We start from the raw sequence: 24,307 nt of genomic DNA on the forward strand, positions 1-24,307 counted from the left end.
GGTCAGAACATCACCGGGGCGCGGAACGGCCTCGGCCGGTCGGCGGTGTCGTCCCGGTCGAACGACAGGTGGCTGACCACGTCGACGACACCGTCGACGCGCTCGATCTGGCGGATGAGCGGCGGGACGAGCGAGCCGCGGTCGACCTCGCCGAGCAGGGTGACGACGCCGTCGTCGACCTCGACCCGCAGCTGCGACTGGTCGATGCCGACGAGGTCGGTGACGGCCTCGGCGAGGATCTCGCGGCGGATGTCGTCGTCGGTACGCAGGAACACCCTCAGCAGGTCGCGGCGGGTGACCATGCCGATCAGGCGGCCCAGGTCGTCGACGACCGGCAGGCGCTTCAGCTCGTCGGTCTCCATGATGCGGGCGGCGGCGACCACGGACGTGGTGCTCAGCACGGTGACGGCCGGGGCGTTCATCAGCTCGCCCGCGGCGGTCGCGTGGGCCTTGCCGCGCGCCTGGCGGGTGTGCCGGTCCTCGAACAGCCGCGGGTGGTCGTCGTCACCGGCGAACTCGATCTTCGGCACCAGATCGGCCGACGACACGACGCCGACGACCCGGTCGTGCGCGTCGACGACGGGCACCGCGTTGATCCCGTGCGCCTCCAGGAGGTCGACGATCTCCTTGAACGGCGTGTCCTCCTGTACGGAAATCGCGCCGATCGTCATCACGTCGGCGACGTTCCAGCGTCCCATGGCCTGCCTCCTGCTCATCCCGTCGCTGTCTGCTGAGCCGACCGTATGGCTCGCCGGCACCCCGCGGCAGGGCACAACGGCACCTCTGCGCGTGCCGTTCGACCGGCCCGTGACACCGGGTCCAACGGCCCTGTCCGCGGCCGGAAACACCGGCCTAGCGTCGAGCTGGAACCCCTGGAGGTGCACCGTGACCGTGCCGACCATCGGCGAGCTCGCCCACTTGCAGCAGCTGGCCGACGCCGTCGTGGTCGGCGAGACGTGGTCGCCGGCGCGGGCGGCGCACACGCTCACCACCGCCGGGGCGGACATCGCGTACGTCGTCGACGACCTGGGCTGCGTCCGGGGCACCGTCACCATCGGCCTCCTCCGCGACGCGGAGCTCGGACACGTCTCCCGCACGCCCTTCCGGGTGCCGGTCGCCCGGCTGGGAGCGGGCCGCCGCCCGGTCGCCGCGGCCGGTTCGGACTCACGGTAAGGAGCTGACATGAACATCCAACGAGTCGTCGTCGGGTACGACGGGTCCGACGAGGCCCGCAAGGCGGTCGACTGGGCCGCCGCCGAGGCCGCACGGGCGCGCGCCCAGCTGCAGATCGTGCACGGCTACCAGGTCGTGTGGCCCGGCGTGTACTACGACGTCACGGCCGAGCTCATCGAGGCGGAGGAGCGGGCCGGCGAGCAGCTCGTCGCCGAGGCCGTCGCCCGTGTCCGCGACCGTCACGACGGGCTCGACGTCGTCGGCGTCGCCGTCCACGCGCCGGGCGCGGCGACGCTGCTCGACCTGAGCGAGGCCGCGGGCCTGCTGGTCGTCGGCAGCCGCGGCGCCGGCGGGGTCAGCAACCTGCTGCTGGGCTCGGTGAGCCAGCAGGTCGCCACGCACGCCCGCACGCCCGTCGCGGTCGTGCGCGGGCACTCCGACGCGGTCACCGGCCCGGTCGTGGTCGGCGCCGACGGTTCGCCGTCGGCGGAGGCGGCCGTGCGGCTGGCGTTCGAGGCGGCCGCCGCGCGCGGCACCGACCTCGTCGCGGTCCGCGCGTTCGTGCCGCCGTCACCGGTGCTGGTCCCGCGCGACGCGGCCGAGGCGGCCGAGCGGGCCGCGCTGGAGTCGTCGCTGTCCGGCTGGCGCGAGCGGTACCCCGGCGTGAAGGTCGAGGCGCTGGTGACCGCCGGGCGGGCCGCCAAGGTGCTCATCGGCGTGTCGCACACGGCGCAGCTGGTGGTGGTCGGCAGCCGCGGGCACGGCGGGTTCGCCGGGCTGCTGCTGGGCTCGGTCGGGCAGCAGCTGACGCAGCACGCCGAGTGCCCGGTGCTGATCGCGCACGCATCGCCGGCCACCTGAGCCCGCCCGCCTGGTGAAGGTCCTGCATCGAAGGTCCCGCCCGTGGCGGGACCTTCGCCACTGGGTGGCGGGGGTGGACGGTGGGATGGTCGGGGCATGACCACGACGTTGACGGACCCGGCCGGGCTCAGCGCCAGGGAGGTCACCGCGCTGCGGGAGCGGCACGGGCGCAACGAGCTTCCGGCCGCGCCGCCACCGTCGATCGCCGCGCGGATCGGCGTGCAGCTGCGTGACCCGCTGATCGTCGTGCTGCTGGTCGCCATGGTCGTGACCGCGGTCCTGCGGGACGTCAGCGACCTGGTCGTCATCGCGCTGGTGATCGTCCTCAACACCACCGTCGGCGTCGTGCAGGAGCTGCGCGCCGACCGGGCGGTGGCGGCGCTGCGCCGCATGGCCGCCCCGTCCGCCAGGGTCCGCCGCGCCGGCGCCGACGTCTCCGTCCCCGCCGCCGACCTGGTGCCCGGCGATGTCGTGCGGGTCGAGGCCGGCGACGTCGTCCCGGCCGATCTGCGGGTCGTCGACGCGGTCCGGCTGGCCCTGGACGAGTCGGCGCTCACCGGCGAGTCGATGACCGTGGCCCGGTCCGCCGGCGACGAGCTGTCCGCGGGCACCGTGACCGCCGCCGGGCGCGCCACCGGTGTCGTCGTGCGCACCGGCCAGCACAGCGCGCTGGGCCGCATCGCCGCCCTGGTCGCCGGGCAGCCACGGCGGCAGACGCCGCTCCAGCGCCGGATCGTCGGGCTCGGCAAGGTCCTCGCCCTGGCCGCGGTCGTGCTGTCCGGGGTGGTGTTCCTGGTCGGCGTGCTGCGCGGCCAGCCGGTCACCGAGATGCTGCTGGCCGCGGTGAGCCTCACCGTCGCCGCCGTGCCCGAGTCGCTGCCGGCGGTCGTGACCCTGGCCCTCGCCCTCGGCGCGCACCGGATGGCGCGGCGTTCGGCGATCGTGCGCCGGCTGCCCGCCGTGGAGACCCTCGGCTCGGTCACCGTCCTGGCCACCGACAAGACCGGCACGCTCACCGAAGGGCTGATGAGCGTCGAGCGGATCCTGCTGCCCGGCGGCGGCGAGATCACCCTGGCGGGCACCGGCTACGCCCCCACCGGGACCGCGACGCCCGAGCCGGGCGCCGCCGGGCTCGAGCTGGCCCGCGCGCTCGTGCTGTGCAACGACGCGGATCTCGACCACACCCGACCCGGGTGGGCGCCGGTCGGCGACCCGATGGAGGCCGCGCTGCTCGCCGCCGCCGGACGGTGCGGTGTCGACCTGACGGTCCGGCAGGAGTACCCCCGCGTGGCCGAGGTGCCGTTCGACGCCGTGCGACGCCGCATGACCACCGTCCACGCCGACCCGTCCGGCGGGTACCTGGTCGTGTCCAAGGGCGCGCCCGACGTGCTGCTCGACGACGCACCGCCGGCGCTCGCCGCCCAGGGTACCGGGTGCTCGCCGTCGCGGGTGCGCATCGCGACGCCGTACCGACGCCGGAAAACCTCGAACGGGACCTGCGGCCGCTCGGGCTGGTCGCCCTCATCGACCCGGTGCGGGAGGCGGCACCGCCGGCCGTGGCCGCGCTGCGGGACGCGGGCATCGAGGTCATCCTCATCACCGGCGACCACCCGGCGACGGCGGCGGCGATCGCCGAGCGGGTCGGCCTCGCCACCCCCGGCGCAAGGGTGGCACTCGGCGACGACGCGGCCGCCTCCGCCCCGGCGCTCGATGACGGCCCGGACGGCGCCGCACCTTCGCACGGCCCGTACGGCACGGCGCCTTCCCACGGCCCGGACGGCGCGGCTCCATCCCACGGCCCGGACGGCGCCGCGCCTCATCACGGCCCGGACGGCGCGGCGCCAGTCGTGTATGCGCGGACCAGTCCCGAGCAGAAGCTGATCATCATCGAGGCCCTTCAGCGTGGCGGCGCCGTCGTGGCCATGACCGGTGACGGCGTGAACGACGCGCCGGCCCTGCGCCGCGCCGACATCGGGGTCGCGATGGGCCGGGGCGGCACCGAGGCCGCGCGCCAGGCCGCGGACCTCGTCCTCGCCGACGACAACCTCGCCACCGTCGCCACCGCGGTGCGCGAGGGCCGGCGCATCTACGCCAACATCCGGCGCTTCCTCGTGTACGCGCTGTCCGGCGGCGCCGCCGAGGTGCTCGTCATGCTCGCCGGCCCGTGGCTGGGCCTGCCCGTGCCGCTGCTGCCGGCGCAGATCCTGTGGATCAACATGATCACGCACGGGCTGCCGGGCGTCGCGCTCGGCGGCGAGCCCGCCGACCCGGGCCTGATGCGCCGGCCGCCACGCCGCCCGGACCAGGCGATCCTGGGCGGGCTGGCCGCGCCGATCGCCGGCACGGGCGCGCTGATCACCGCCACGGTCCTGGCCGCCGCGCTGTGGACCCGGCACGCCGGCGGGCCGTGGCAGAGCGTGCTGTTCCTGGTGCTCGGCCTCACCCAGCTCGGCGTCGCCCTAGCCCTGCGGGCCCGTGGCACCGGGCAGCGCAACTGGAGCCTGGACGCCGCCGTCGGCCTGTCCCTCGTCCTGCAGCTCGCCGCCGTCTGGCTGCCCGCCCTCCAGTCGCTGCTGGGCACCGAACCGCTGACTCTGTCCCTGGCGCTGGGCTGCGCCGCCTTCGCCGCCGTCCCGGGCCTCGCGATCTTCCTGCGAGGGGCACGGACCCGTCGCTGACCGGTGTGCCGCAAGGATGACATCCGGCCGACGGCAGCGCGGAGGCGCCGTATCGCGTTGCGCGCCGAGCCGTCGATGGCTACCGTCGGCCTACCTGCTGACCCCCAGGGAGTTGACATGCCCGGTCGCCCGAGCACGCGTTGACGTCTGGGCCGTGAACGGCCCGTCATCGCGTGCTGCCTTCGACAGCGCGGCACAGCGAGCACTTCCCGCCTGAACCCGTCCACGCGTCCGCGGGACGGGCGGCGGGCCGTTGTTCTCGGCAACCCAAGGGGTCCTCTGTGCCGTCTTCCGCTGTACCCAGTTCCGCGCAGGCCGCTTCGTCCGCCCTGTCGCGCGACGCCGATTTCCGCAGGCTCTGGGTGGGTCAGACCGCCTCCCAGCTCGGCGAGCACGCGAGCCTGGTGGTCCTGCCGCTGATCGCCGTCCTGACGCTGCACCTCGACGTCGGCCAGGTCGGCGCGCTTCGAGCCGTCGGGCAGGCGCCGTTGCTGCTGCTGTCGTTGGTCATCGGCGCCTGGGTGGACCGGTGGCGCGCCCGGAACGTGATGATGCTGGCCGACCTCGGCCGGGCATTGGTGCTGACCGGGGTCGCCGCGGCCGCCCTCGCCGGCGGACTCGACCTGCCGGCCCTGCTGGTGGCGGCGTTCGTGCTGGGGACTGCGTCGGTGTTCTTCGACGTGGCGTATCAGGCGTTGCTCGTACGGATGCTGCGGCGGGACCGGTTGCTGCGCGGCAACAGCGCGCTCGAGGGCAGCCGGTCCGCGGCACAGATCGGCGGTCCGGCTCTCGGCGGGGCGTTGGTGTCGCTGCCGTCGGCATCGATCGCGGCCGTGTCCAACGGGCTGCTGTTCGCGCTGTCGTTGGTGTCGGTCTCGCGGATCCGGCACCGGGAGCCGGCCCCGGAACACGCCGGCCGGGCCTCCCACGTGTGGCGGCAGATCAGGGAAGGCATCCGCTTCGTCGCCGGTGACACCTCGTTGCGGGCCGTGTGCCTGGCCTCTGCCGCGTTCCAGTTCTGCTTCGCCGCCGTGATGACCGCCTATCTGATCTTCCTCACCGGGGACCTGCACCTGTCAGGCGGCGCAGTCGGGCTGGTGGTCGCGGCGGTCGGCCCCGGGGCGCTCGCCGGTTCGCTGCTCGCCGCCCACCTGCCGGGCAGGTTCGGCTACGGCGTGGTGCTGGTGTCCGCGGCGGCCATCGGCAACGGCGCGATGCTGCTCGTACCGGTGGTGCGGGGCACCCCCGCGGTGACGTTGCCGGCGCTCGTCGCGATCAACCTCGTGTCCGGGACCTTCGGGCAGCTGGTCAACGTCACCGTCATGGCCGTCCGGCAGGCCGTGACCCCGGACAGGATGCAGGGCCGCGCCGCCGCGACGATCACGTTCGCCGGCATGGGCCTGACCCCGCTGGGCTCGCTGCTCGGCGGCTTCCTCGCGGGCGAGCTGGGGCTGCGCACCGCCATCCTCGTCGCGGCCGCCGGCACGATGGTGTCACCGCTGGTGATGATCCTGTCCCCGCTCGGGCGTCTCGGACGGGAGCTGCCCATGCCGGAGGATCGCTGAGCCGCGGCCGCTCCCCGCCACGGCCGCTCACGACCCGAGAAGCCGCCTGCTACGCGGGTCCGGCAGGCGCCACGGCGGGGGTCGGCACGGCTTCGGGCGCGCTGTCGGCCGGCTGGGAGCCGGTGCAGCAGGTCTCCACCACGATGGGTTTGTCCCCCACGTCGGAGTCTCCCTTGACCACGTACACCTCCCATGGCTCGTCGCCGGGGCCTCGCACCCAGACCTTGTCCTGCAGTGCGTAGCAGCACTCGGTGTCGCCCTCGGTCAGGGTGATGAGTCCCGACTCGGTCAGCCGGCTGGTCGCGGCGTCGACGGCCTCGGTGGTCCCGACCTCGACGCCGAGGTGATCGAGTGCGGTCGGCCGGTCGGGGTCGCCTTCGAGCAGGACGAGCTTCAACGGCGGTTCGGCGATCGCGAAGTTCGCATAGCCGGGGCGGCGCTTGGCCGGCTCGGTGCCGAACAGCTTCGAGTAGAACGCCACTGACGCTTCCAGGTCCGGGACCCGGAGCGCGAGCTGGACACGGGACATCGCACACCTCCACACGGTTGGCTCAGGCCTTCCTCCACAGCAGCATGCCCCGCCGCGCCCCCGGATGGCGACCGCCACACCGGCCCCTGCGCCGGAGCCGGCGCTACGACCGGGCCGCGCGGCGGCGGCGACGGACCAGCCGCACGGCGGCGCCGGCGATCAGCAGCAGCGGGGACAGCACGCACAGCACGCACAGCGCGAGCGCCGCCGCCTCGGCCACCGGCGCCCAGCGGACGGGCAGCACCGCCGGGGACGGCACCGGGCCGCCGAACCGTCCGGAGCGGATCAGGTCCTGGGCGATGTCGACGGAGCTGACGTCCGCGGGTGGGTCCAGCACGACGCCGGTGGTGCCGTCCGGGCGCAGGGCCAGCACCCGGACGTGCCGGGTCGCGAACCAGCCCGTCTCGTCCTCGCCGGGCCGGATGTCGTCCTCGAGCTCGTACTGCACGGCGATGAGCGTGTCGCCGTGCCAGCCGAGCGCCCGGACCGCCGGGCCGGTCACCGCCGGTAGCGCCGGGCCTTCGCGGTCCGCGCCGGTGGCGGCGTCCACGTACGAGACGTGCCACCGCCTGGCGACCAGCTCGTCGTGGTCGCACGACGCGGTGCAGCCGTCGATGTTCAGCAGGGCCACCGCCGACCCGTCCGGCGTGTAGGCGCCCGCGCCCGCCAGCCGCTGCCGGTCGCCGAGGTGACGGGTCCACAGCCGCCGGCCGGTGGCGTCGTGGCCGCGCAGCTCCGTGCCGCCGCCCGCGGCGGGCCGGGTCGTGACGAACCCGCGGCCGTCCGGCGCGAACGCCGCCTCCCACGCCGAGGCGACGGGGTCACGCGCGAACACGTCGTCGACCGGGACCAGCGCGCCGCTGGCCAGGTCGACCAGGATGTACTGGGCCGGTCGGCGGTCGGTTGCCGGATCGATGTCGTTGTTGTCGACGTGCACTACCAGGACGGCGCCGCTGTCCGGCCGCCACGCCGCGACCTCGAAGCAGCACGCCGGCGGCCCGTCGCCGTAGCCGCGGCTGCGGCCGGTGCGCAGGTCGGTGACCACCAGCCACCCGGCCGGGCCGCCGGTCAGCATGCTCTGCGCGACGAGGTTACCGTCCGGCGACAGCCGCACGTCCTGCCCGGCACGGAATGCCTCGTCCGGATAGCGCAGCACGCGGTAGTCCCCGTCGCGGCCGACAACGGCGAGCTTGCCGCCCTCCTCCTCGAAGGGGTAGGGGTCGGCGGACAGCCCCACGCTGTAGCCGCCGAACAGGACCGTCGCCGGGCCCGGCGGCGCCATGTCGACCGTCGCCTGGAAGAAGTACGGCAGCTCGACACCGGCGGGGACGGCCGGGTCGCCCTGGGCGGGCTGGGGCTCCAGATGTACGCCGGGCAGGACGGCCACGGCCGCGCACAGCAGCGCCACAACGACGGCGGCGACGACCCTGTTCCTGCGTCGTTGCCGCCGGCCGCGCCGCCACGGGTCCTCGGGCAGCCGGGCGGGCGGCATCCGCTCCCCCAGCTCACGCAGCGTGTCACGCAACGGCACGGTCATGACATCACCTCGGCCAGTTCGGGCGCCTTGACGCGGAGGGCGGCGAGGGCGTCCCGGGTCTGGCTCTTCACGGTCGAGACCGAGCAGCGCAGCACCTCGGCGGTCGCCGCTTCGGTCAGGTCCTCGAAGTACCGCAGGACCAGCACGGCCCGCTGCCGGGGCGCCAGCTTCGCCAGCGCGGCCTGGACGGCGAGCGCGGTCGTGACGGCGTCCGCCCGGTCCGGCACCGCGCGGTCCGGCAGCTGGTCGCTCACGTGCACCTGCCGCCAGCGCCGCCGCCACAGCGACACGTGCTGGCTGACCATCACCCGCCGCACGTACGGGTCCGGGTCCCCGCCGGCCGCCACCCGCTCCCAGTGCCGGGCGACCCGGACCAGCGTCACCTGCACGAGGTCCTCCGCGGCGTGCCGGTCACCGCACAGCAGGTACGCCATGCGGGACAGGGCCGCCAGACGGCCCGACACGTACGCGCGGAACGACTCCTCAGCCTCCACGACACCTCCCTACCGGCACACACGCTCGCAGACCCGCGCATGGACGGGTCCGGTGGGTGCCGAAAGGTCGTCGTCGCTGAGACGAGAAGGCCAGCCGCTGAGACGAGAAGGCCGGCGGCGGAGACAGGCGGGCGGCGAGCCCGGGCCGGCCCGCCGTCCGCTGAGACGAGCGGACGGCGGGCCGATGACGTCAGTCGATGATCTCGATGACCTGCTCGACGGGCAGGCGCGGCGTGTGCTCCGGGCCGGCGTGGTCGGGGTCGGTGGTGCCCAGCCGCAGGACCAGGTACGGGTACCCGACCTCGCCCAGCATGCGCCGCAGCGCCTGGCGGGTGAAGTCGAGCTCGACGGGGCTGCTCAGCGGCAGGACCGCGGCGCCGTGCTCGGTCGCGGCGAGCCAGAGCTCGCCGAGGGCCTCACCGGCGCGGAGCCAGTCCGAGGGTTCGTCGCCGTCGCCGTACAGGACGGCATAGGCGGCGGCCTCGTCGTGGCCGGACCCGGCCGGCAGGTTGCCGCTGACCCCGAAGTCGCGTTCGGCGACCGTGGTGAGCGGCAGCTCGGCGGGGATCACGGTGTCGGGCAGGCCGGTGCCCGCCGGGCGGTCGCCGCCGACCCACTCGGCCGTCTCGGCGCGCATCCGCTCGTCGTGCCGCTCCGCGTCGCCGGCGTGCTCGACGACGACGGCGAGCTGGAGGACCTGGTCGCGGGTGAGCAGGTGCAGGCGGGAGCCCTCCTTGCCGGCCGCGGCGACGAGCGCCTCGCGCACGGCCGCGGGCACCGGCTCGTCGCTGACCACCCGCCGGTCGGTGCGCCGGACCTGCAGCAGCTGCAGGCGCCGCATCGCGCCGGGATCGGCGGGCCCGCCCGGCGCGGCGTGCACGACCGCGAGCGGCGCCGTGGCGTCGACCTCCGTGAGCGCGCCGCCGGCGGTTCGCGTGACGTCGTACGTCCAGCCCGAGGCCTCCAGGGCGATCCGCGCGTGGTGCAGCGCCGCGCCGCAGCTGACCAGCATGAGACGCCCCGCCGGGTCCTGCTCGCGCAACTGGCGGCCGGGCACCGCGTACAGCGACAACGACGAGCCCTGCACGACCCACCGCCACGGCTGGGTGTTGTGCACAGAGGGCGCCAGCCGGGCGGTGTCCGCCGCCCGTGCCAGCGCTTCGGTCGCCGCGCTCATCCCTTGGCCGCCCAGTCGCCGAGGGTCCAGTCGCGGACCTCGGGCATGTCCTCGAGGTGCTCCACGACGTAGGTCTCGTGCTCGGCGAGCTTCTGCTCGCACCAGGCCTTCAGCTCGGCGGCGCCGCTCGGCAGCCGCTTCGCGTTGTTGATGGCGTCGATGACGAGGTGGTAGCGGGAGGCGCGGTTGCGGACGGTCATGTCGAACGGGGTCGTGGTGGTGCCCTCCTCGATGAAGCCGCGCACCCGGAACCGGTCGGCGTCGGGGCGGCCGTGGACCAGCTGGTGGATGGCGCCGGGGTAGCCGTGGAAGGCGAAGACGACGTCTACGGTGTCGGTGAACAGTTCCGTGAACCGGGTCGGGCTCATCCCGTGCGGGTGGTCCTTCGGGCGGGGCAGCGTCATGAGGTCCACGACGTTGACGACCCGGACCTTGAGCTTCGGCAGCCGCTCCCGGAGGATCTGCGCGGCGGCGACGGTCTCCATCGTGACGACGTCACCCGCGCAGGCCAGCACGATGTCGGGGTCGGTCGTGCCGTCGTCGGTGCCGGCCCATTCCCAGCTGCCCGCGCCCGCCGCGGCGTGCTCGATGGCCTCGTCCATGCTCAGCCACTGCAGCTGCGGCTGCTTGTCGATGACGATGAGGTTGATGTACGAGCGGGAGCGCAGGCAGTGGTCCGCGACGGACAGCAGCGTGTTGGCGTCCGGCGGCAGGTACACGCGGGCGACGTCACCCCGCTGGGTGAGCACGACCTGGATGAGCCCGGGGCCCTGGTGCGAGAAGCCGTTGTGGTCGTTGCGCCACGCGGTCGAGGTGAGCAGCACGTTCAGCGAGGGCACCTTGGCCCGCCAGGGGAGCCGCTTCGCCTCCTGCAGCCACTTGCCGTGCTGCACGGTCTGCGACGCCGAGACCATCGCGAACGCCTCGTACGTGGCGAACATGCCGTGCCGCCCGGTGAGGGTGTAGCCCTCCAGCCAGCCGTGGCAGTTGTGCTCGGAGAGCACCTCCATGACCCGTCCGTCGCGGCCGATGGCGACGTCGGCGTCGGTGACCCGCTCCATGAAGGCGCGGTCGGAGACCTCGAAGACGGCGCCGAGCCGGTTGCTGTTGGTCTCGTCGGGGCAGAAGAGGCGGAACCGGTCGGGGTTGCCGCGGTACACGTCGCGCAGCAGCTCGCCGAGGCGCCGGGTCGACTCCGCGCGCGAGCCGCCGGGCTCGTCGACGTCGACGGCGTACTTGCGGAAATCGGGGATGTCGAGGTCGCGGGTGAGCAGGCCGCCGTTGGCGTGCGGGCTGGCGCTCATCCGCAGGTCGCCGTCGGGGGCGAGGCCGCGGACCAGCTCCACGGGTGCCCCGGCCTCGTCGAAGAGCTCCTCCGGCCGGTACGAACGCAGCCAGCGCTCCAGGATCGCCAGGTGCTCCGGGTTGTCCTTGACCCCGGCCAGCGGCACCTGGTGTGACCGCCACGTGCCGGTGACCTTGATGCCGTCGACCTCCTCGGGCCCGGTCCAGCCCTTCGGCGACCGGAGGATGATCATCGGCCAGCGGGGGCGGCTGCCGTCCCAGTCGGTGCTGCGGGCGGCGGTCTGGATGGCGCGGATCCTGCCCCACGCCTCGGCGAGCGTGGCGGCGAAGCGGTGGTGCATGCCGGGCAGGTCGGAGCCGCTGACCTCGAGGACCTCGTAGCCGTGGCCCTCCAGCAGCGAGCGCACCTCGGCGGGGTCCTTGCGGCCGAGCACGGTCGGGCCGGCGATCTTCGCGTCGTTGAGGTGCAGGATCGGCAGGACGGCGCCGTCGCGGGCCGGGTTGATGAACGAGACGCCCTTCCACGACCCTTCGAGGGGGCCGGTCTCCGCCTCGCCGTCGCCGACGACCGCGACCGTCAGCAGGTCGGGGTTGTCCATGACGGAGCCGAACGCGTGGACGAGGACGTAGCCGAGCTCGCCGCCCTCGTGGATGGAGCCGGGCGTGGTGACGGAGACGTGGCTGGGGATGCCGCCGGGGCTGGAGAACTGCCGGAACAGCCGCAGCACGCCCTCCTCGTCCTGCGACACCTTCGGGTAGATCTCGCTGTAGGTGCCTTCGAGGTAGCCGGCGGCGACGAGCGCGGGGCCGCCGTGGCCGGGGCCGGCGAGGTAGATCGCCTCCTGGCCGGTGAGGCGGATGAGCCGCGACACGTGCGCGTAGATCAGCGACAGGCCGGGGCTGGTGCCCCAGTGGCCGAGCAGGCGGGGTTTGATGTCCTCGGGGGCGAGGGGGCGCCGCAGCAGCGGGTTGCCCTGCAGGTAGATCTGGCCGATGGTGAGGTAGTTGTTCGCTCGCCACCACGCGTCCAGCTGGGCGATCTCGTCGTCAGTAGGCTGGCTGAGGGCTGTGGTTCGGTCCGCGACAGTGGTCACCGGACGTCCTTTCTCCAATATGCGTGTTCAGGGTGTTTGCGACATCAACAATCCGTCCCGGCATATGAGGCCGAGGCTACGCGAGCCGCCGCGACCGTGTAGGCGGGACGCGCGAGAAGATCACGGTCGGCCGGGCAGGTCGATGGTGTCGGTGCCCGAGCGGCGGGCGGACGGCGGGACCGGTTCCAGGTCGTCGACGGGCACGCCGACCCGCATCGCGATCGCCGGGTGGCCCACCCCGCCGAGCAGCCGCCGCAGCGCCACCCGGACCGCCGGCACCTCGACGACCTCGCTGATCGGCGAGGCGGCCAGCCCGCGCGCGGTGAGGGTGAGCCAGACGTCGGAGAGTGCCTCGCCCGCGGCGACCCAGTTGGAGGGCTCCTCCTCCTCGACGGTGAGGATGATGTACGCGGTGCCGCGGTCCGACCCGGTGCCCGGTTCGAGTGCCGCCGGGCGGGCCAGGTTGAAGTCCCGGGGTGCGATGGTCCGGTGGATGTCCGGCACGGTGCCGCGGGGCGAGACGCCGTCGCGGTCCTCCCGGGCGCGGGTCGTCCAGGCGAGCAGGTCCTCACGGACGCGCGCGTCGTCGTGCTCCACCTCCCCCGCGTGCGCGACCGCGGCGGCGAAGGCCGTCACCTGGTCGGCGCGCACCACGTGCAGGTGGGTGCCGTGCCGCTCGGCCGCGGCGCGCAGCTCGTCGAGCACGGCCTCGCCGGGGCGGGTGTCGCCGAACGGCCGGCGGTCCGTGCGGCGCTGGTAGATCGCCCGGTACAGGAGGTCGTCGGCGCCGCGCCGCCGTCCCTGACGGATCCTGGCGACCAGGTCCGGCCGGTCCGGGTCGGGCAGCCGGACGACGCCGGCGTCGAAGCCGGCGGCGAGCAGCGCCACGGTCGCGTGGTGCAGCGCGGTGCCGCAGCTGAGCAGCAGGAGCCGGCCGTCGGGGTCGATGCCGTCCAGGCGGCGGGACCGGTCGGCCCACAGCTCGGCCTGGTTGCCGGCGAGCCGCCACCGCCACGGCTGCGTGTTGAGGATCGACGGAGCGCGCAGCGCCGCGATCGAGGCCTCGGCGACCTGGTCGATCTCGGCGCGCAGCAGCGGGGTCATGGCGGCCTCCCTGTCAGTGGGCTCACGTCGACTCTCGCCCACGCCCGGGTCCCGTGGCAGGGCCGGTGGTCCCGTCCCGGCGGGACCCCCGGCCCTCACCCCGGCCGTCATCCGGTCACTGCTCGTAGGAGTGCTTCCCGCTCGCCGGGCCGTCGGTGAGCAGTGCGGGTCAGCCGGCGTTGAGCCAGGCGAGGACGGCGAGGACGCGGCGGTTGTCGACCGGGGCGGGTGCAAGGTCGAGTTTGGTGAAGATGTTGTTGATGTGCTTGCCGACGGCCTTCTCGGTGATTGTGAGGCGGTCGGCGATGGCGGCGTTGGAGCGGCCCTCGGCCATCAGCGTGAGCACGTCACGTTCGCGTGGCGTGAGCCGGTCGAGCGGACGGACGCGGCGGCTGACGAGCCCGGCGACGACTTCGGGATCGAGGACGGTGCCGCCGCCGGCGACCTGGCGGACGGCGGCGATGAATGCGTCGATGTCGGCGACGCGGTCCTTGAGCAGGTAGCCGACGGCGCCCACTCCGGAGGCGAACAGGTCGCGGGCGTAGAGCGGTTCGACCCATTGGCTGAGCACGAGCACGGGGAGCCCGGGGCGGGCGGCGCGGGCAGCGATCGCCGCGGCGAGGCCTTCGGTGGCGTGCGTGGGAGGAAGGCGTACGTCCACGATCGCCACGTCGAGGTCGTCGCGGGTGAGCGCGGTCGCCAGGGCGGCCGCATCCTCGACGGCTTCGACGACGACGATGCCGCTGGCCTCGAGGATGCGGGTCAGGCCGACCCGCAGCAGTGCCTGGTCCTCGGCCACGATCGCCCGGAGCGTGATCCCGGATTCGGCTATGCCGGGCATGGGATCTCCAGAGTCACGACGGTGGGGCCGCCGGGTGGGCTGTCGACGGTGAGCGTGCCGTCGAAGGCGGCCAGTCGCCGGGCGATGCCGGTCAGTCCGGAGCCGGTCGGGTCGGCGCCGCCGCGGCCGTCGTCGCCGACGGCGAGCCGCAGGCGGGTGCCGTCGTAGGCTCCGCGCACGTAGGCCCGGGTGGCTCTGGAGTGCTTGACGGTGTTGGCGAGGCATTCGGCGACGGCGAAGTAGGCAGCCGACTCGACGGGGTCGGGGAGCCGCTCGGTGACGGTCACCGACACGGTGACCGGGAGCGGGATCGGCAGGGCGAGCGCCTCGATCGCGCCGGCGAGGCCGCGGTCGGCGAGCACGGGTGGGTGGATGCCGCGTATGACCGAGCGCAGGTCGCCGAGCGCGTCGAGGGTGGTCTGGCGGGCTTCGTCCAGCAGGGCCATGGCGGCGTCGGGGTTGCTCCTGACGAGCTTGCCGGCGAGGCCGATGGTCATCCCGACCGCCGCCATGCGGGCTTGCGCGCCGTCGTGGAGGTCGCGTTCGATGCGGCGGATCTCGGCGGCCGACAGGTCGAGCGTCTCGCTGCGCGACTCGGTGACCTGCTCGACCCGGCGCTCGAGCTCGGTCAGGCGCGACCCGCCGAGGATCGCCCGCTCGGTGACCGCTCGGGCGTGTACCAGCGGCGGGGTGACGATCCACCACACGAGCAGGCCGAGCCCGGTGGCGCCGAGCAGCAGGGCCCCCAGCCGGCTGGGGTCGACGACCAGCCCGACGAGATGCGGGACGGGGGCGGCCAGCAGCACCGGCGGCAGGAGCGACATGGCGAACCCGGCGGTACCGGAGAACCACACGAAGGCGACATCGCGCCAGCGGGCGCCGTCGCGTAGCCAGCGCACGGGCCGGCCGAGCAGGCCGCGGCCGGACGTGTCGGCGTAGGTTGTCGGGATCTCGGCGTCGAGCAGGGCACCGCTGACCCGCCGGTGCACACCGGCGAGTGCGGCGGCTGCCGGCACGGCGGCCAGGGCGAGGGGGAAGCCGACGCTGATCAGCCCGAGCGGCACGGACAGGACGAGCACGATCGCCAGGGCCAGTGCCGGGGCAGCGGCCAGCGCGTACCCGGCCGACACGAGCGTCAGCCGGAGTCTGTCGACCACCGCGTGCGTGTCGACCGGCCCCGGCCGGACGCTCGCGATCGGCGCGAGCAGGCGCACCGAACGGCCGGTTGCCGGCCTCACGCGGCCCGCGCCAGCTCGGCCGGGCGACTCGGCGCATCGCGCCGCGGGCCGCCCGTCGGCGTGGCCACCGCACCGGCGCCCTCGCCGTAGGTGCGGCTCAACGCCCGCACCTCAAGCGCGTTCGTGGTCGGCGCCGCAGACGGCGACGGTGGTGGTGGCGGTAGACGGGTCATCAGGTGTTCCTGAGCTCGGACGACAAAGGTCACCTCCGACGGTATGGAACCCTCCTCACCCGGTCGATGGGCCCAGACCGCGTCCACGAGGTGGGCCTAACCCCACCATGTTCGGGCCAGGACTCCCCACGGCCCCGCGATACGCAGGTACCGCGGGGCAGTGATCAGCTTGATCGGCCCGTGCAGGGACAGCCCACCGTGGCGCGGGCATCGGCGGGGACCTCCCTCGCTGCGGCCTCGACCTCGGCGAGCATGCGCTCCCGCTCCTCGGCGGAGACAAATCGGCCCCGCACCACCACCGCCCGGATCCGCTGGGTGTTGCGGATGTCGTCGAGCGGGTCGGCGTCCAGCAGCACCAGGTTGGCCAGGTTGCCGCGGCGGATCGTCCCCTCGTGGTCCTGCCGGCCGAGGAACCGGGCCGGCTCGAGGGTCGCCGCCTGGAGCGCCTGCATGGGAGTCAGACCCGCCCGCACGAGCAGCTCCAGCTCATCATGCAAGGCGAACCCGGGAAAGCACCCCGGCGTCGCGCTGTCGGTGCCCGCCAGCATCGGCACCCCGGCCCGGCGCATCTCGTCAACCAGCCGGAGCTGGCGGTCGAAGAGCTCCCGGTGCTGGGCAACCTCGGTCGGACCGCGGCCGGCCGCGAACAACTCGTCCAACGCCCACCACCATTCCTCGGCCGTGGAGGCGGGCAGAAATTTCAGCCGCTCATCGGTTCGCGACACCTCGTCGGGCATGGCGATCGCCCGCATCGCGATGAGGGTCGGGACCTGCCTGGACTGGTTGGCAACGAATCCGGCGAAGACCGCGGCCGCCTTGCCGGGATGGTAGCTGTGCGCGGCCAGCCAGTTCAACGGATGTACCTGGTTGAACCAGCTGTTGTAGTCACCAGGCCCGATCCGGATAGCGGCGATCGCCCGGCGTATCGCCGCTTCCCGGCTGGAGGTCGAGTACCAGGTCCCCCACATGTGCTCGAGGCTTCGCTGCCCGGCGCGACTGGCCTCGGTGATCGGCACGTTGTCGGGGCAGTGTCCGGCGAACGGGATGTGTTGGCGTCGAGCCTCGTCAACGACGGCGAAGTATGCCTCGGGAGACAGTCGTGAGTAGACCTTGACGAAGTCCGCACCGTCCCGCACGACCCGGCGGACCGCCGCTCGCGCCTCCGCTTCGTTGGTCACCTCGATGTACGAGACCGCGTTCAGGTCCGCCCAGAGACCCGGAGCGCCGTCGATCAAAGGGCTCGCAATGATCGAGCGTGGGCCGAGCAGGCTCCCGGCCTCGACCCGATCCCGCCACCGGTGGAGATGGTCGGCTCCCGACATCTCCCGCACCGTTGTGATCCCGTTCGCGATGTACAGCGGTGGGATGATCGCCTCATGTACGTCACTGTGGACGTGCATGTCACACAGACCCGGGATCAGGAACCTTCCCGTGCCGTCGACGACCGTCGCACCGTGCGGGACGCGGACATCGCGCCGTCCACCCAGCCCGGTGATCCGATCCCGTTCGACGACCACGGTTTGGTCTGGCCTTGACGGCCCACCGGCGGTGTCGATCACGGTGACCCCGACGAACGCGATCACGCTTCGTCGCGCCGCACCCGCAGGTGCCGATTGAGTCAGTCCTGTCACCGCGCCGGCGCCCGCGGCTAACCCGGCCTTGAAGACATTCCGACGAGAGACGCTGTGCAGCACGAACTCCTCCTCTGGGTAGACGCCATCACCGTCACTGGTTCCAGGGCACCCGCCAGCAAGGGCACCGGCTCACCGATCTCCGCCGCCTCCGCAGGCGGCGCGAACCGCGCCGCCGCGTCCTGGATCGCGGCGCGCCCCTCGGGCTCGCGGGGGATCACGAGCACGCTCTCGACCACCGGCCGCTCGAGGCCGGCCGCCTCCCGGAGCTCCTCGGCCCGAGCGGACCCGCCCACCCCGTGCCCGCTGAACTCTGCCTGTTTGGTCTCGGCCATGGCACCCGCACCACGGTGGCGACGAAGACAGGCCACAGACCGATCGCCCACCCTGGATGTCGGATGCTCCATCGAGCACTCCGGCTGTCGGATTTGGTCATGCAGTCACGCTCGCCGGAATCGGGCGCGATGTCACTGGGCCCAGGCCCCGGAACGGAGGTGGGTCTACCTCACCGGGCGCTCGCGCGCCCGGCGGCGAGAACGGCGGCATGAGCGTGCGATACCGGTTCAGGCTTCTCGGTCGGGCGGCTCGAACTGAGCGGGGGCCTGCTCGGCGATGGCGGCGTTGAGGATGACGGCCTGCTCGGAGGCGCAGATCATGCCGTTGTCGAAGGTCTTGGAGACCACCACGTCGTGCACGGCGCGCACCACGTCGGCGCTGCGTTCGATGTACGCGGGGACGGTGCCGGGCCCGGCACCCAGCGCCGGCTCGCCGGCCGAGCAGGCCGCGCGGACCATGGCGCCGCCGGTGGCGAGGGCACGTCGAGCGGGGCGAGGGTCCCGGTCACCGTCATCCCTTCCTTCCCGAGGGCGGCGCGGGCCGGCGCGGCCCGCGGCTGCATCCTTCGGCGGTCAGGGCAGCGACCCCAGTGGCCGGCGTCCCGCCCGCGGCCGGCCAAGGTCCCGCCCGCGGACGACGGCGACTGGGCACGGGGCGTTGCGCACGAGCGTGCCGGTCCCCTCGCCGGCGCCCACGACGACGAGCGACGCGGTCCGGGCGGCGTCGAGCAGGCGGGCGGCCGGGTCGACGCCGTGCAGGGCGTCCAGCGCGACGGCGACGTCGGGATGCGCGGCGCGCCGGTCGGCGATGGCCCGGCTGAGCAGCAGCCGGGTGCCGGCGTCGTCGCGCGGGTCGTCGGGTCCGCTGACGGCGCACACCCTGACGCCGGTGCCGTGGCGCTGGGCCGTCTCGAACGCGTGGCGGATCGCCGCCGGTGAGGGCGCGGCCGCGTCGAGCCCCAGCAGGACCGGGCCGTGCACGGTGTCGCCGGCGCGCACGACGAGGACGGGGCACGACGCGTACGCCATCACGTGCGCGGTGACGGCGCCGACGTGGATCCGTCCGGCTCCGCCGCGCGCCGGGGGCCGTCCGTGTCCGCGCCGGCCGAGCACGATGAGGTCGGCCGAGCGGGCCACCCGTACCAGGGCGGCGGCTGGTGCCTGTCGCACGACCGCCGCCTCGATGTGGGTGCCGGGGTGGGTCGCCGCGAGCTCGTCGCGGACTGTGTCGAGCAGCCGCCAGGCCTCCGTGTGGGCGTCGGCGGTGAGGTCGGGCGGCAGCAGGCCGGCGTACGCGACCCGGTCCAGCTGCGAGTGCACGAGCCGCACGACTCCCCGCCCGGCGGTGGCCTCGGCGGCGGCGTGACGGGCCGCCGCCCAGCCGTCCGCGGAACCGTCGAATCCGGCGACGACCCTGATCCGTGCCGGCATGGCGGCCCTGATCCGTGCCGACGTGGCGGCCCTGATCCGTGTCGGCATGGCGGTCAGGCGTCGAAGGTGTGGCCGAGCCGGGCCGTCGTGTCGTCGAAGCCCCATTCGAGGTCGTCGTCGGTGACGCCGACGACGCCGTCGAGGCGGTGGATCAGGCGGACGGCGATCTGGGCGCTGCTGCGCCGGTCGATCTTCCCGGCGAGGGTCACGTGGCCGTCCGCGACGGCGACGTCGACCTCGACCGGGTCGATCCACATGATGCCGCGCAGCACCGACTCGATGACGTCGGTGCGGATGGCGGCGTCCTCCCGCAGGTACCGCCGCAGCAGATCCCGGCGGGAGACGATGCCGACCAGGAGCCCGTCGCCGTCGACGACGGGGAGCCGCTTGACGTTGCGGAGCTCCATGAGCCGGGCGGCGTCGGTGAGGGTCGCGGTCGCGGCGATCGTGACGGCGGGTGCCGTCATCAGCGCGTCGGCGCGCTCGCCGGAGGCCTTCTCCTTCGCCAGGCGCTGCCGGCGGCGTTCGAAGAGGCCGGTGTGCGCGCCGGCGCCCCACTCCACCTTGTGCAGCAGGTCCGCCTCGGACACCACGCCCAGCACCCGGCGGTTGTCGTCGACGACCGGCACGGCGCTGACGCCGAACTCGACGAGGAGGTCGACGATCTGCTTGTACCCGAGGTCGGGCGCGACGGTGACCACGCCGGTGCTCATCACATCACGTACCAGCAGCGCAGACATCGACCTGCTCCCCTCCGGACGACGGTGGTCTCCCCTCCACCCTGGTCCGGGTCCGACCTCGGCGCACGGGCCGGAAGTCCCCCGATCCAGGGTCCACGGCCCCGGTCGGTGGACGCCGGTCGGCGGCGCTGATGGACGTTCGGCGGTCGCCGTCCGGTAGCAGAACAGGTCACTATCGGTGACGCAGGGTGTTCTGCCGCATACGGATCGGGAAACGCATGTCCAACGTCATACCTGAGGTCGCGGACGTCCACGTGGGCCGGCAGGCCATCTACGACCGGCAGGGCGGCGTCGCGGCGTACGAGCTGCTGTTCCGCGACCGGCCCGGCGCCGGCTCCGCGACGGACGGCGGGTCGTTCGCGACGAGCCAGGTGATGGTCGCCGCGTTCACCACCGTCGGCGTCGAGGAGCTCGCCGGCGGGCGGCCCTGCTTCATCAACCTGACCGCCGACTTCCTGCTCGGCGACATGCCGGTGCCGTTCGCCCCCGGGCATGCCGTCCTGGAGGTGCTCGAGACGGTCGACGTCGACGACCGGCTCGTCGAGGGCGTCGCCGCGCTGGTCGGCCGCGGGTACGTCATCGCCCTCGACGATTTCGTCCCCGGTTCGGGGCACGAGCGGCTGTTCGCCCTGGCGTCCTACGTGAAGGTCGACTTCCTGGGCACGACGGACGCGCAGCGCCGGACGATCCTCGCCGCCCGTGCCACCCACCCTCACCTGCGGTACGTCGCGGAGCGGCTGGAGACCGCCGAGGACGTGGCGGAGGCGAGGGCGCTCGGGTTCGAGCTGTTCCAGGGGTACGCGCTGAGCCGGCCCGCGGTCGTGTCCGCCCGGACCCTGAGCGCGTCGCGGCTGCGCTGCGTGCACCTGCTCGGCCTGCTGATGGCGCCCGACGTGGGGCTGGACCGGGTCGTGTCGATCGTGTCGAGCGACCCGGCGCTGAGCTACCGGATGCTGAAGGCGGTCAACGCCGCCGCGGCCGGCACCGCGCACCGGGTGTCGTCGGTGCACGAGGCGGTCGTCATGCTCGGCACCGCGCAGATCCGCGACTGGGTGACGCTGATGCTCGTCGGCGACCTCACCGACGCCGGCGAGGAGCAGACCGCCGACATCCTCGTCCACGCGCAGCTGTGCCGGCTGATCGCGGAGAGCAGCGGGCTCGCCGGCGACGAGGCGTTCACCGCGGGCCTGCTCGACGCCGTCGCGGACCTGCTGGGCCTGCCGATCGCGGCCTTCGCCGGTTCGCTGCCCCTGGCCCCGGCGGTCCGCGACGCGCTGCTGCACGGCGCGGGCCCGCTCGGTGGCGTGCTCGCCACGGTCGGCGCCCACGAGCGGGGCGCACCCACCCGTGCCGGCGGCGACGTCCTCATCAAGCACCTGGCGGCCCTCGCCTGGGCGACGAGGACCACGCAGGCCGTCCGCTCCACCTGACCGGGACCAAAGTCCCTGGTCAGGACGGTGACAGCGGACGGATGCTCGGAAGCGTGTGTGAATACTGCGGCTGCCAGTCCCTGGCGGCGATCGACGAGCTGACCCGCGAGCACGACGCGGTGGTGAACCTGATCGGCGAGGTCCGCGCGGCCCACGCCGCCGCCGACACCGACGGGATGGCGGACCTGGCACGGCGGATCACCGCGGTGCTCGGCCCGCACACCGAGGTCGAGGAGCGCGGCCTGTTCCCCCTCCTGGCGGACGAGTTCCCGGACCAGGTCGCCGCCCTGGAGGCGGAGCACGGCGTGATCGAGGCGGTGCTCGGCCAGGCCGCCGCCGGCACCCCCACCGACCCGGCCTGGCCCGACCTGTTCCTGCGGACCCTCGACGTGCTGCGCGACCACATCCTCAAGGAGCAGGACGGCGTCTTCCCCGCCGCGCTGATCAGCCTCAGCGGCGCCGACTGGGACACCGTCGACGCCGTCCGCGCCCGCGTCGGCTCCGGCACCAGGCCGTCGAGCAGCCGGATGGCGGCCGTCAGCGGTTGACAGCCGTGTGGCTCAGTGGGGTTTGGCGACGGTGAGCAGGACGGCGGCGTCGGCGAGGGCTTCGAGGGTGTGCCGGGCGTCCGGGATGACGACCAGGTCGCCGGCGGTGGCTTCGGTGGCGTCGGTGGCGGTGGCGAGCCGGACCTGGCCGTGCAGGACGTGCAGGGTGGCCTCGCCGGGGTTCTCGTGCTCGTCGAGCTTGCGGCCGGCGGCCAGGGCCAGGAGGGTCTGGTGCAGCGTGCTGTCGTGACCGCCGTACAGGGTCTGGGCGCTGCGGCCGCTGGAGGCGGTGCGGGCGGTCGCCAGGTGCTGTTCGACGAGCGTGGGCAGCGATGACAGGGACATGTGGCGATTCCTTTCGCGTCAGGTGGTGTGGTAGCCGCCGCCCTCGACCGGCTCCAGTCTCACGAGGTACGGCAGGTCCGTGTACCGGCTGACGTAGCCGGCGAACCGCGGCACGGTCCGCTCGACGAAGCACTCCGAACGACAGCATCGTGCCGCCGATCAGCGACAGGAACCGCGCCCCGACCGCGTGCGACACCATCGACATCGCGGGGATCGGCGAGAAACCCGGCGACTCGGTCCGGCCCGTACTGCTTGATGGCGTGCACGTGCGCGGCGGCGACGATCTCCTGCGCCTCGTCCCACGAGACCCGCACGAGCCCGCCCTTTCCGCGCGCCTTCTGGTACACGCGGCGGCGCTGCGGGTCGGCCTGGATGTCGGCCCACGCCGCGACCGGGTCGCCGAGGCGGGCCTTGACGTACACCTTCCAGGAGCAGGAGCCGGTGCAGTTGACGCCGTGCGTCGAGCGGACGACCTTGTCGTAGGACCACCGGTCCCGGTAGAAGCTGTCCGCCTCCCGGCCGCCGATCTGGTGCAGCGTCCGCCCGTCGGTGGAGACCTCCGCCCGGCGCACCAGCCCGCCGACGCCCAGCAGCGCCCTGCCCGCTTTCCCGGTCGCGCTCGTCATCGCCTCGTTCCTCCGTATATGACCCTGAGTTCGATTCGTCCCATTCGTGCCCTCAGGCAGGCAGAACGCGCGATCCCGTGCCATCTGATCGCACCGGAACCCCGGGCGACCGTGCCGAAGGTCCCGAGTTGACCGGGACCATCAGACCGAAGCGAACATGTGTGGCCACCGCCCCGGCGGGCGCGACGCCGACCCTGTTACCCGGCCGGGTCCGGGCCACACACGGCTGTCACCGGCCGCTGTCGAACAGCGGGGTGCTCAGGTACCGCTCGCCGGTGTCGGACAGGATGACCACGACGGTCGCGCCGGCGAGCTCCAGGCGCCGCGCCACCGTGTACGCCGCGTGCAGCGCGGCGCCGCCGGACACCCCCACCAGCACACCCTCGGTCCGGGCGAGCCGGCGGGCGGCGGCGCGGGCCTGCTCGACGCCGACCCGCAGCACCTCGTCGTAGACGTCAGGGTCGAGGAGCGTGCGCCGCTCGACGCTCATGCTCTCCGGCATGCACAGCGTCAGCCGGTACCCCTGGCGGCGGCGACCACGGCGAGCCCGATGCCCGCGTTGCCGCTGGTCGCTTCGACGATCGACCCGCCGGCCGCCAGTACACCGGCCGACTCCGACTCCTCGATCACCGCTGCGGCGATGCGGTCCTTGACGCTGCCGCCCGGGTTGGCGGACTCCAGCTTCGCGACCAGCCGGGCCGACAGCCCCGCACCGGAACGAGCCAGGTGGACCATCGGCGTGCGGCCGACCAGCGCGATGACGTCCGGACGTCTCGGATCGAGACGTGACGGGCGCCCACGGGTGGTACCGTTGCCTTCGTGTGGTTCTGATCATGTTCGGTCAGGATTGACCTGTTTTCCAGGCAGATCCCTGCCATCTCTGCTGGCAGTCGCTGCGGTGTTGGTGGCCGCGGTCGCCGGAGTGGCCAGTTCCGGGCTGCTGGGGCCGTGGTGGTCGCTGTTCGTCTACGACGCCGGGCAGGTCTGCGCCGCGCTCGCCGCGACCCTCGCCTGCTGGATCACCGCCTTCCGGCATTCCGGCGCGCAGCGGTGGTGGCGGCTGTGGATGGGTGCCGCGACGTTCGGCTGGATGTCCGGGCAGTTGCTCTGGTCTCGGGACCAGCTGTTCCAGGCCGTCGAGCTGCCATCCCCGCCGCTTGCGGATCTCGGATACCTGGCTCTGCCGGTGTTCGCGTTCGTGGCGTTCATCGTCCTTGCTGCCGATCGGCCCGGGCAGGGGGCGCCGCGGCGCCGCTCCGAGCAGCTGGTGGTGATCCTCGACGGGCTTGTTGTCGTGGGTGCGTTCTTCGCGCTCACCTGGGCGACCGCGCTCGGGTCGGTGGTGCGGGCCGGTGCCGCCACCCCGTTCGTCTACTCGATTGCGATCGTCTACCCGGTCACGGATCTGCTGCTGGCCGTCATCGCCATCCTGCTCATCGCGACAGCCTCATC

Annotated in this window: 23 protein-coding genes and 3 pseudogenes; 9 read left to right on the plus strand and 17 right to left on the minus strand. The window is 73.7% G+C overall.

Features of this window, described 5'->3' with window-relative positions:
* Window positions 1-2: 2 nt before the first annotated feature.
* Entirely contained in the window at window positions 3-698 is a 696-nt protein-coding gene (locus tag ACFY3L_RS41205; protein ID WP_389337514.1) for a CBS domain-containing protein, read from the minus strand.
* A 187-nt stretch (window positions 699-885) separates the two neighbouring features.
* On the opposite strand from ACFY3L_RS41205, the gene ACFY3L_RS41210 reads away from it, so the two are divergent.
* The 6 genes and pseudogenes from ACFY3L_RS41210 to ACFY3L_RS41235 all read left to right on the plus strand — a co-directional run bounded on the left by ACFY3L_RS41210 (window position 886) and on the right by ACFY3L_RS41235 (window position 6,277).
* Window positions 886-1,173, plus strand: a complete 288-nt coding sequence (locus ACFY3L_RS41210; protein ID WP_389337596.1) for a hypothetical protein — start codon at window positions 886-888, stop codon at window positions 1,171-1,173.
* Between the two features lie 9 nt (window positions 1,174-1,182).
* Window positions 1,183-2,034 (plus strand): universal stress protein, encoded by an 852-nt coding sequence (locus ACFY3L_RS41215; RefSeq protein WP_389337517.1) that lies wholly within the window; start codon window positions 1,183-1,185, stop codon window positions 2,032-2,034.
* 96 nt (window positions 2,035-2,130) lie between these two features.
* Window positions 2,131-3,372, plus strand: a pseudogene (locus tag ACFY3L_RS41220) (cation-translocating P-type ATPase); the annotation flags it as partial.
* 194 nt (window positions 3,373-3,566) lie between these two features.
* Window positions 3,567-3,626 (plus strand): annotated as a pseudogene (locus ACFY3L_RS41225) (hypothetical protein); the annotation flags it as partial.
* A gap of 255 nt (window positions 3,627-3,881) precedes the next feature.
* Window positions 3,882-4,712 carry an HAD-IC family P-type ATPase gene (locus ACFY3L_RS41230; protein ID WP_389337593.1) on the plus strand — a complete coding sequence of 277 codons (831 nt, stop codon included), beginning with the start codon at window positions 3,882-3,884 and terminating at the stop codon, window positions 4,710-4,712.
* A gap of 281 nt (window positions 4,713-4,993) precedes the next feature.
* Window positions 4,994-6,277 (plus strand): MFS transporter, encoded by a 1,284-nt coding sequence (locus ACFY3L_RS41235; RefSeq protein WP_389337520.1) that lies wholly within the window; start codon window positions 4,994-4,996, stop codon window positions 6,275-6,277.
* A gap of 49 nt (window positions 6,278-6,326) precedes the next feature.
* On the opposite strand, the gene ACFY3L_RS41240 is transcribed toward ACFY3L_RS41235, so the two are convergent.
* The 12 genes from ACFY3L_RS41240 to ACFY3L_RS41295 form a co-directional block, all read right to left on the minus strand.
* Window positions 6,327-6,806, minus strand: a complete 480-nt coding sequence (locus ACFY3L_RS41240) for an ArsI/CadI family heavy metal resistance metalloenzyme (protein WP_389337523.1) — start codon at window positions 6,804-6,806, stop codon at window positions 6,327-6,329.
* 103 nt (window positions 6,807-6,909) lie between these two features.
* Complete coding sequence (locus tag ACFY3L_RS41245) at window positions 6,910-8,343, minus strand: hypothetical protein (RefSeq protein ID WP_389337526.1); 1,434 nt, start codon at window positions 8,341-8,343, stop codon at window positions 6,910-6,912.
* The gene (locus ACFY3L_RS41250; RefSeq protein WP_389337529.1) at window positions 8,340-8,837 is read right to left on the minus strand and encodes a SigE family RNA polymerase sigma factor; all 498 of its coding nucleotides are present in this window, start codon (window positions 8,835-8,837) and stop codon (window positions 8,340-8,342) included. Before ACFY3L_RS41250 ends, ACFY3L_RS41245 begins: the two co-directional genes overlap by 4 nt.
* Before the next feature lie 190 nt (window positions 8,838-9,027).
* On the minus strand, window positions 9,028-10,014 hold the full coding sequence (locus ACFY3L_RS41255; RefSeq protein ID WP_389337532.1) for an Acg family FMN-binding oxidoreductase: 987 nt from the start codon (window positions 10,012-10,014) through the stop codon (window positions 9,028-9,030).
* The gene (locus ACFY3L_RS41260; protein ID WP_389337535.1) at window positions 10,011-12,413 is read right to left on the minus strand and encodes a phosphoketolase; all 2,403 of its coding nucleotides are present in this window, start codon (window positions 12,411-12,413) and stop codon (window positions 10,011-10,013) included. The genes ACFY3L_RS41255 and ACFY3L_RS41260 overlap by 4 nt, the downstream gene beginning before the upstream one ends.
* Window positions 12,414-12,533: 120 nt before the next feature.
* Entirely contained in the window at window positions 12,534-13,517 is a 984-nt protein-coding gene (locus ACFY3L_RS41265) for an Acg family FMN-binding oxidoreductase (RefSeq protein WP_389337538.1), read from the minus strand.
* A 169-nt stretch (window positions 13,518-13,686) separates the two neighbouring features.
* A complete protein-coding gene (locus tag ACFY3L_RS41270) occupies window positions 13,687-14,358 on the minus strand; it encodes a LuxR C-terminal-related transcriptional regulator (protein ID WP_389337541.1) in 672 nt (223 codons plus the stop codon).
* Window positions 14,346-15,515 (minus strand): sensor histidine kinase, encoded by a 1,170-nt coding sequence (locus ACFY3L_RS41275; protein WP_389337544.1) that lies wholly within the window; start codon window positions 15,513-15,515, stop codon window positions 14,346-14,348. Before ACFY3L_RS41275 ends, ACFY3L_RS41270 begins: the two co-directional genes overlap by 13 nt.
* 418 nt (window positions 15,516-15,933) lie before the next feature.
* A complete protein-coding gene (locus ACFY3L_RS41280) occupies window positions 15,934-17,463 on the minus strand; it encodes an amidohydrolase family protein (RefSeq protein WP_389337548.1) in 1,530 nt (509 codons plus the stop codon).
* 500 nt (window positions 17,464-17,963) lie between these two features.
* Window positions 17,964-18,194: a hypothetical protein gene (locus ACFY3L_RS41285; protein WP_389337551.1), complete on the minus strand. Its 231-nt coding sequence runs from the start codon at window positions 18,192-18,194 to the stop codon at window positions 17,964-17,966.
* 114 nt (window positions 18,195-18,308) lie between these two features.
* Complete coding sequence (locus tag ACFY3L_RS41290) at window positions 18,309-19,166, minus strand: universal stress protein (RefSeq protein WP_389337554.1); 858 nt, start codon at window positions 19,164-19,166, stop codon at window positions 18,309-18,311.
* A 53-nt stretch (window positions 19,167-19,219) separates the two neighbouring features.
* Complete coding sequence (locus tag ACFY3L_RS41295; RefSeq protein ID WP_389337557.1) at window positions 19,220-19,906, minus strand: CBS domain-containing protein; 687 nt, start codon at window positions 19,904-19,906, stop codon at window positions 19,220-19,222.
* Window positions 19,907-20,124: 218 nt separating this feature from the next.
* On the opposite strand from ACFY3L_RS41295, the gene ACFY3L_RS41300 reads away from it, so the two are divergent.
* Window positions 20,125-21,336, plus strand: coding sequence for an EAL and HDOD domain-containing protein (locus tag ACFY3L_RS41300; RefSeq protein ID WP_389337560.1), 1,212 nt, complete (start codon window positions 20,125-20,127; stop codon window positions 21,334-21,336).
* Window positions 21,337-21,389: 53 nt separating this feature from the next.
* Window positions 21,390-21,884 (plus strand): hemerythrin domain-containing protein, encoded by a 495-nt coding sequence (locus tag ACFY3L_RS41305; protein WP_389337563.1) that lies wholly within the window; start codon window positions 21,390-21,392, stop codon window positions 21,882-21,884.
* Between the two features lie 12 nt (window positions 21,885-21,896).
* Here ACFY3L_RS41305 and ACFY3L_RS41310 read toward each other — a convergent pair whose 3' ends face one another.
* From ACFY3L_RS41310 to ACFY3L_RS41325, 4 genes and pseudogenes are all read right to left on the minus strand, one after another.
* A complete protein-coding gene (locus ACFY3L_RS41310; RefSeq protein WP_389337566.1) occupies window positions 21,897-22,229 on the minus strand; it encodes a LuxR family transcriptional regulator in 333 nt (110 codons plus the stop codon).
* 136 nt (window positions 22,230-22,365) lie between these two features.
* Window positions 22,366-22,855, minus strand: a pseudogene (locus tag ACFY3L_RS41315) (molybdopterin-dependent oxidoreductase); the annotation flags it as partial.
* Window positions 22,856-23,084: 229 nt separating this feature from the next.
* Window positions 23,085-23,345, minus strand: coding sequence for a pyridoxal-phosphate dependent enzyme (locus ACFY3L_RS41320; RefSeq protein WP_389337569.1), 261 nt, complete (start codon window positions 23,343-23,345; stop codon window positions 23,085-23,087).
* A gap of 20 nt (window positions 23,346-23,365) precedes the next feature.
* Window positions 23,366-23,590: a pyridoxal-phosphate dependent enzyme gene (locus tag ACFY3L_RS41325; RefSeq protein WP_389337572.1), complete on the minus strand. Its 225-nt coding sequence runs from the start codon at window positions 23,588-23,590 to the stop codon at window positions 23,366-23,368.
* Window positions 23,591-23,753: 163 nt separating this feature from the next.
* Here ACFY3L_RS41325 and ACFY3L_RS41330 point away from each other — a divergent pair.
* The coding region (locus ACFY3L_RS41330; RefSeq protein ID WP_389337575.1) for a hypothetical protein at window positions 23,754-24,307 on the plus strand (554 nt) is incomplete at its 3' end.

The organism is Dactylosporangium sp. NPDC000521 (genome assembly GCF_042898305.1).
Lineage (GTDB): Bacteria > Actinomycetota > Actinomycetes > Mycobacteriales > Micromonosporaceae > Dactylosporangium.

Excerpts from the sequence above, each read along its gene's own strand:
- ACFY3L_RS41205 (WP_389337514.1), bottom strand. The coding sequence starts at position 698 with ATGGGACGCTGGAACGTCGCCGACGTGATGACGATCGGCGCGATTTCC.
- ACFY3L_RS41215 (WP_389337517.1), top strand. The coding sequence starts at position 1,183 with ATGAACATCCAACGAGTCGTCGTCGGGTACGACGGGTCCGACGAGGCC.
- ACFY3L_RS41240 (WP_389337523.1), bottom strand. The coding sequence starts at position 6,806 with ATGTCCCGTGTCCAGCTCGCGCTCCGGGTCCCGGACCTGGAAGCGTCA.
- ACFY3L_RS41245 (WP_389337526.1), bottom strand. The coding sequence starts at position 8,343 with ATGACCGTGCCGTTGCGTGACACGCTGCGTGAGCTGGGGGAGCGGATG.
- ACFY3L_RS41255 (WP_389337532.1), bottom strand. The coding sequence starts at position 10,014 with ATGAGCGCGGCGACCGAAGCGCTGGCACGGGCGGCGGACACCGCCCGG.
- ACFY3L_RS41265 (WP_389337538.1), bottom strand. The coding sequence starts at position 13,517 with ATGACCCCGCTGCTGCGCGCCGAGATCGACCAGGTCGCCGAGGCCTCG.
- ACFY3L_RS41270 (WP_389337541.1), bottom strand. The coding sequence starts at position 14,358 with ATGCCCGGCATAGCCGAATCCGGGATCACGCTCCGGGCGATCGTGGCC.
- ACFY3L_RS41285 (WP_389337551.1), bottom strand. The coding sequence starts at position 18,194 with ATGGTCCGCGCGGCCTGCTCGGCCGGCGAGCCGGCGCTGGGTGCCGGG.
- ACFY3L_RS41290 (WP_389337554.1), bottom strand. The coding sequence starts at position 19,166 with ATGCCGGCACGGATCAGGGTCGTCGCCGGATTCGACGGTTCCGCGGAC.
- ACFY3L_RS41295 (WP_389337557.1), bottom strand. The coding sequence starts at position 19,906 with ATGTCTGCGCTGCTGGTACGTGATGTGATGAGCACCGGCGTGGTCACC.
- ACFY3L_RS41300 (WP_389337560.1), top strand. The coding sequence starts at position 20,125 with ATGTCCAACGTCATACCTGAGGTCGCGGACGTCCACGTGGGCCGGCAG.
- ACFY3L_RS41310 (WP_389337566.1), bottom strand. The coding sequence starts at position 22,229 with ATGTCCCTGTCATCGCTGCCCACGCTCGTCGAACAGCACCTGGCGACC.
- ACFY3L_RS41320 (WP_389337569.1), bottom strand. The coding sequence starts at position 23,345 with ATGAGCGTCGAGCGGCGCACGCTCCTCGACCCTGACGTCTACGACGAG.
- ACFY3L_RS41325 (WP_389337572.1), bottom strand. The coding sequence starts at position 23,590 with ATGGTCCACCTGGCTCGTTCCGGTGCGGGGCTGTCGGCCCGGCTGGTC.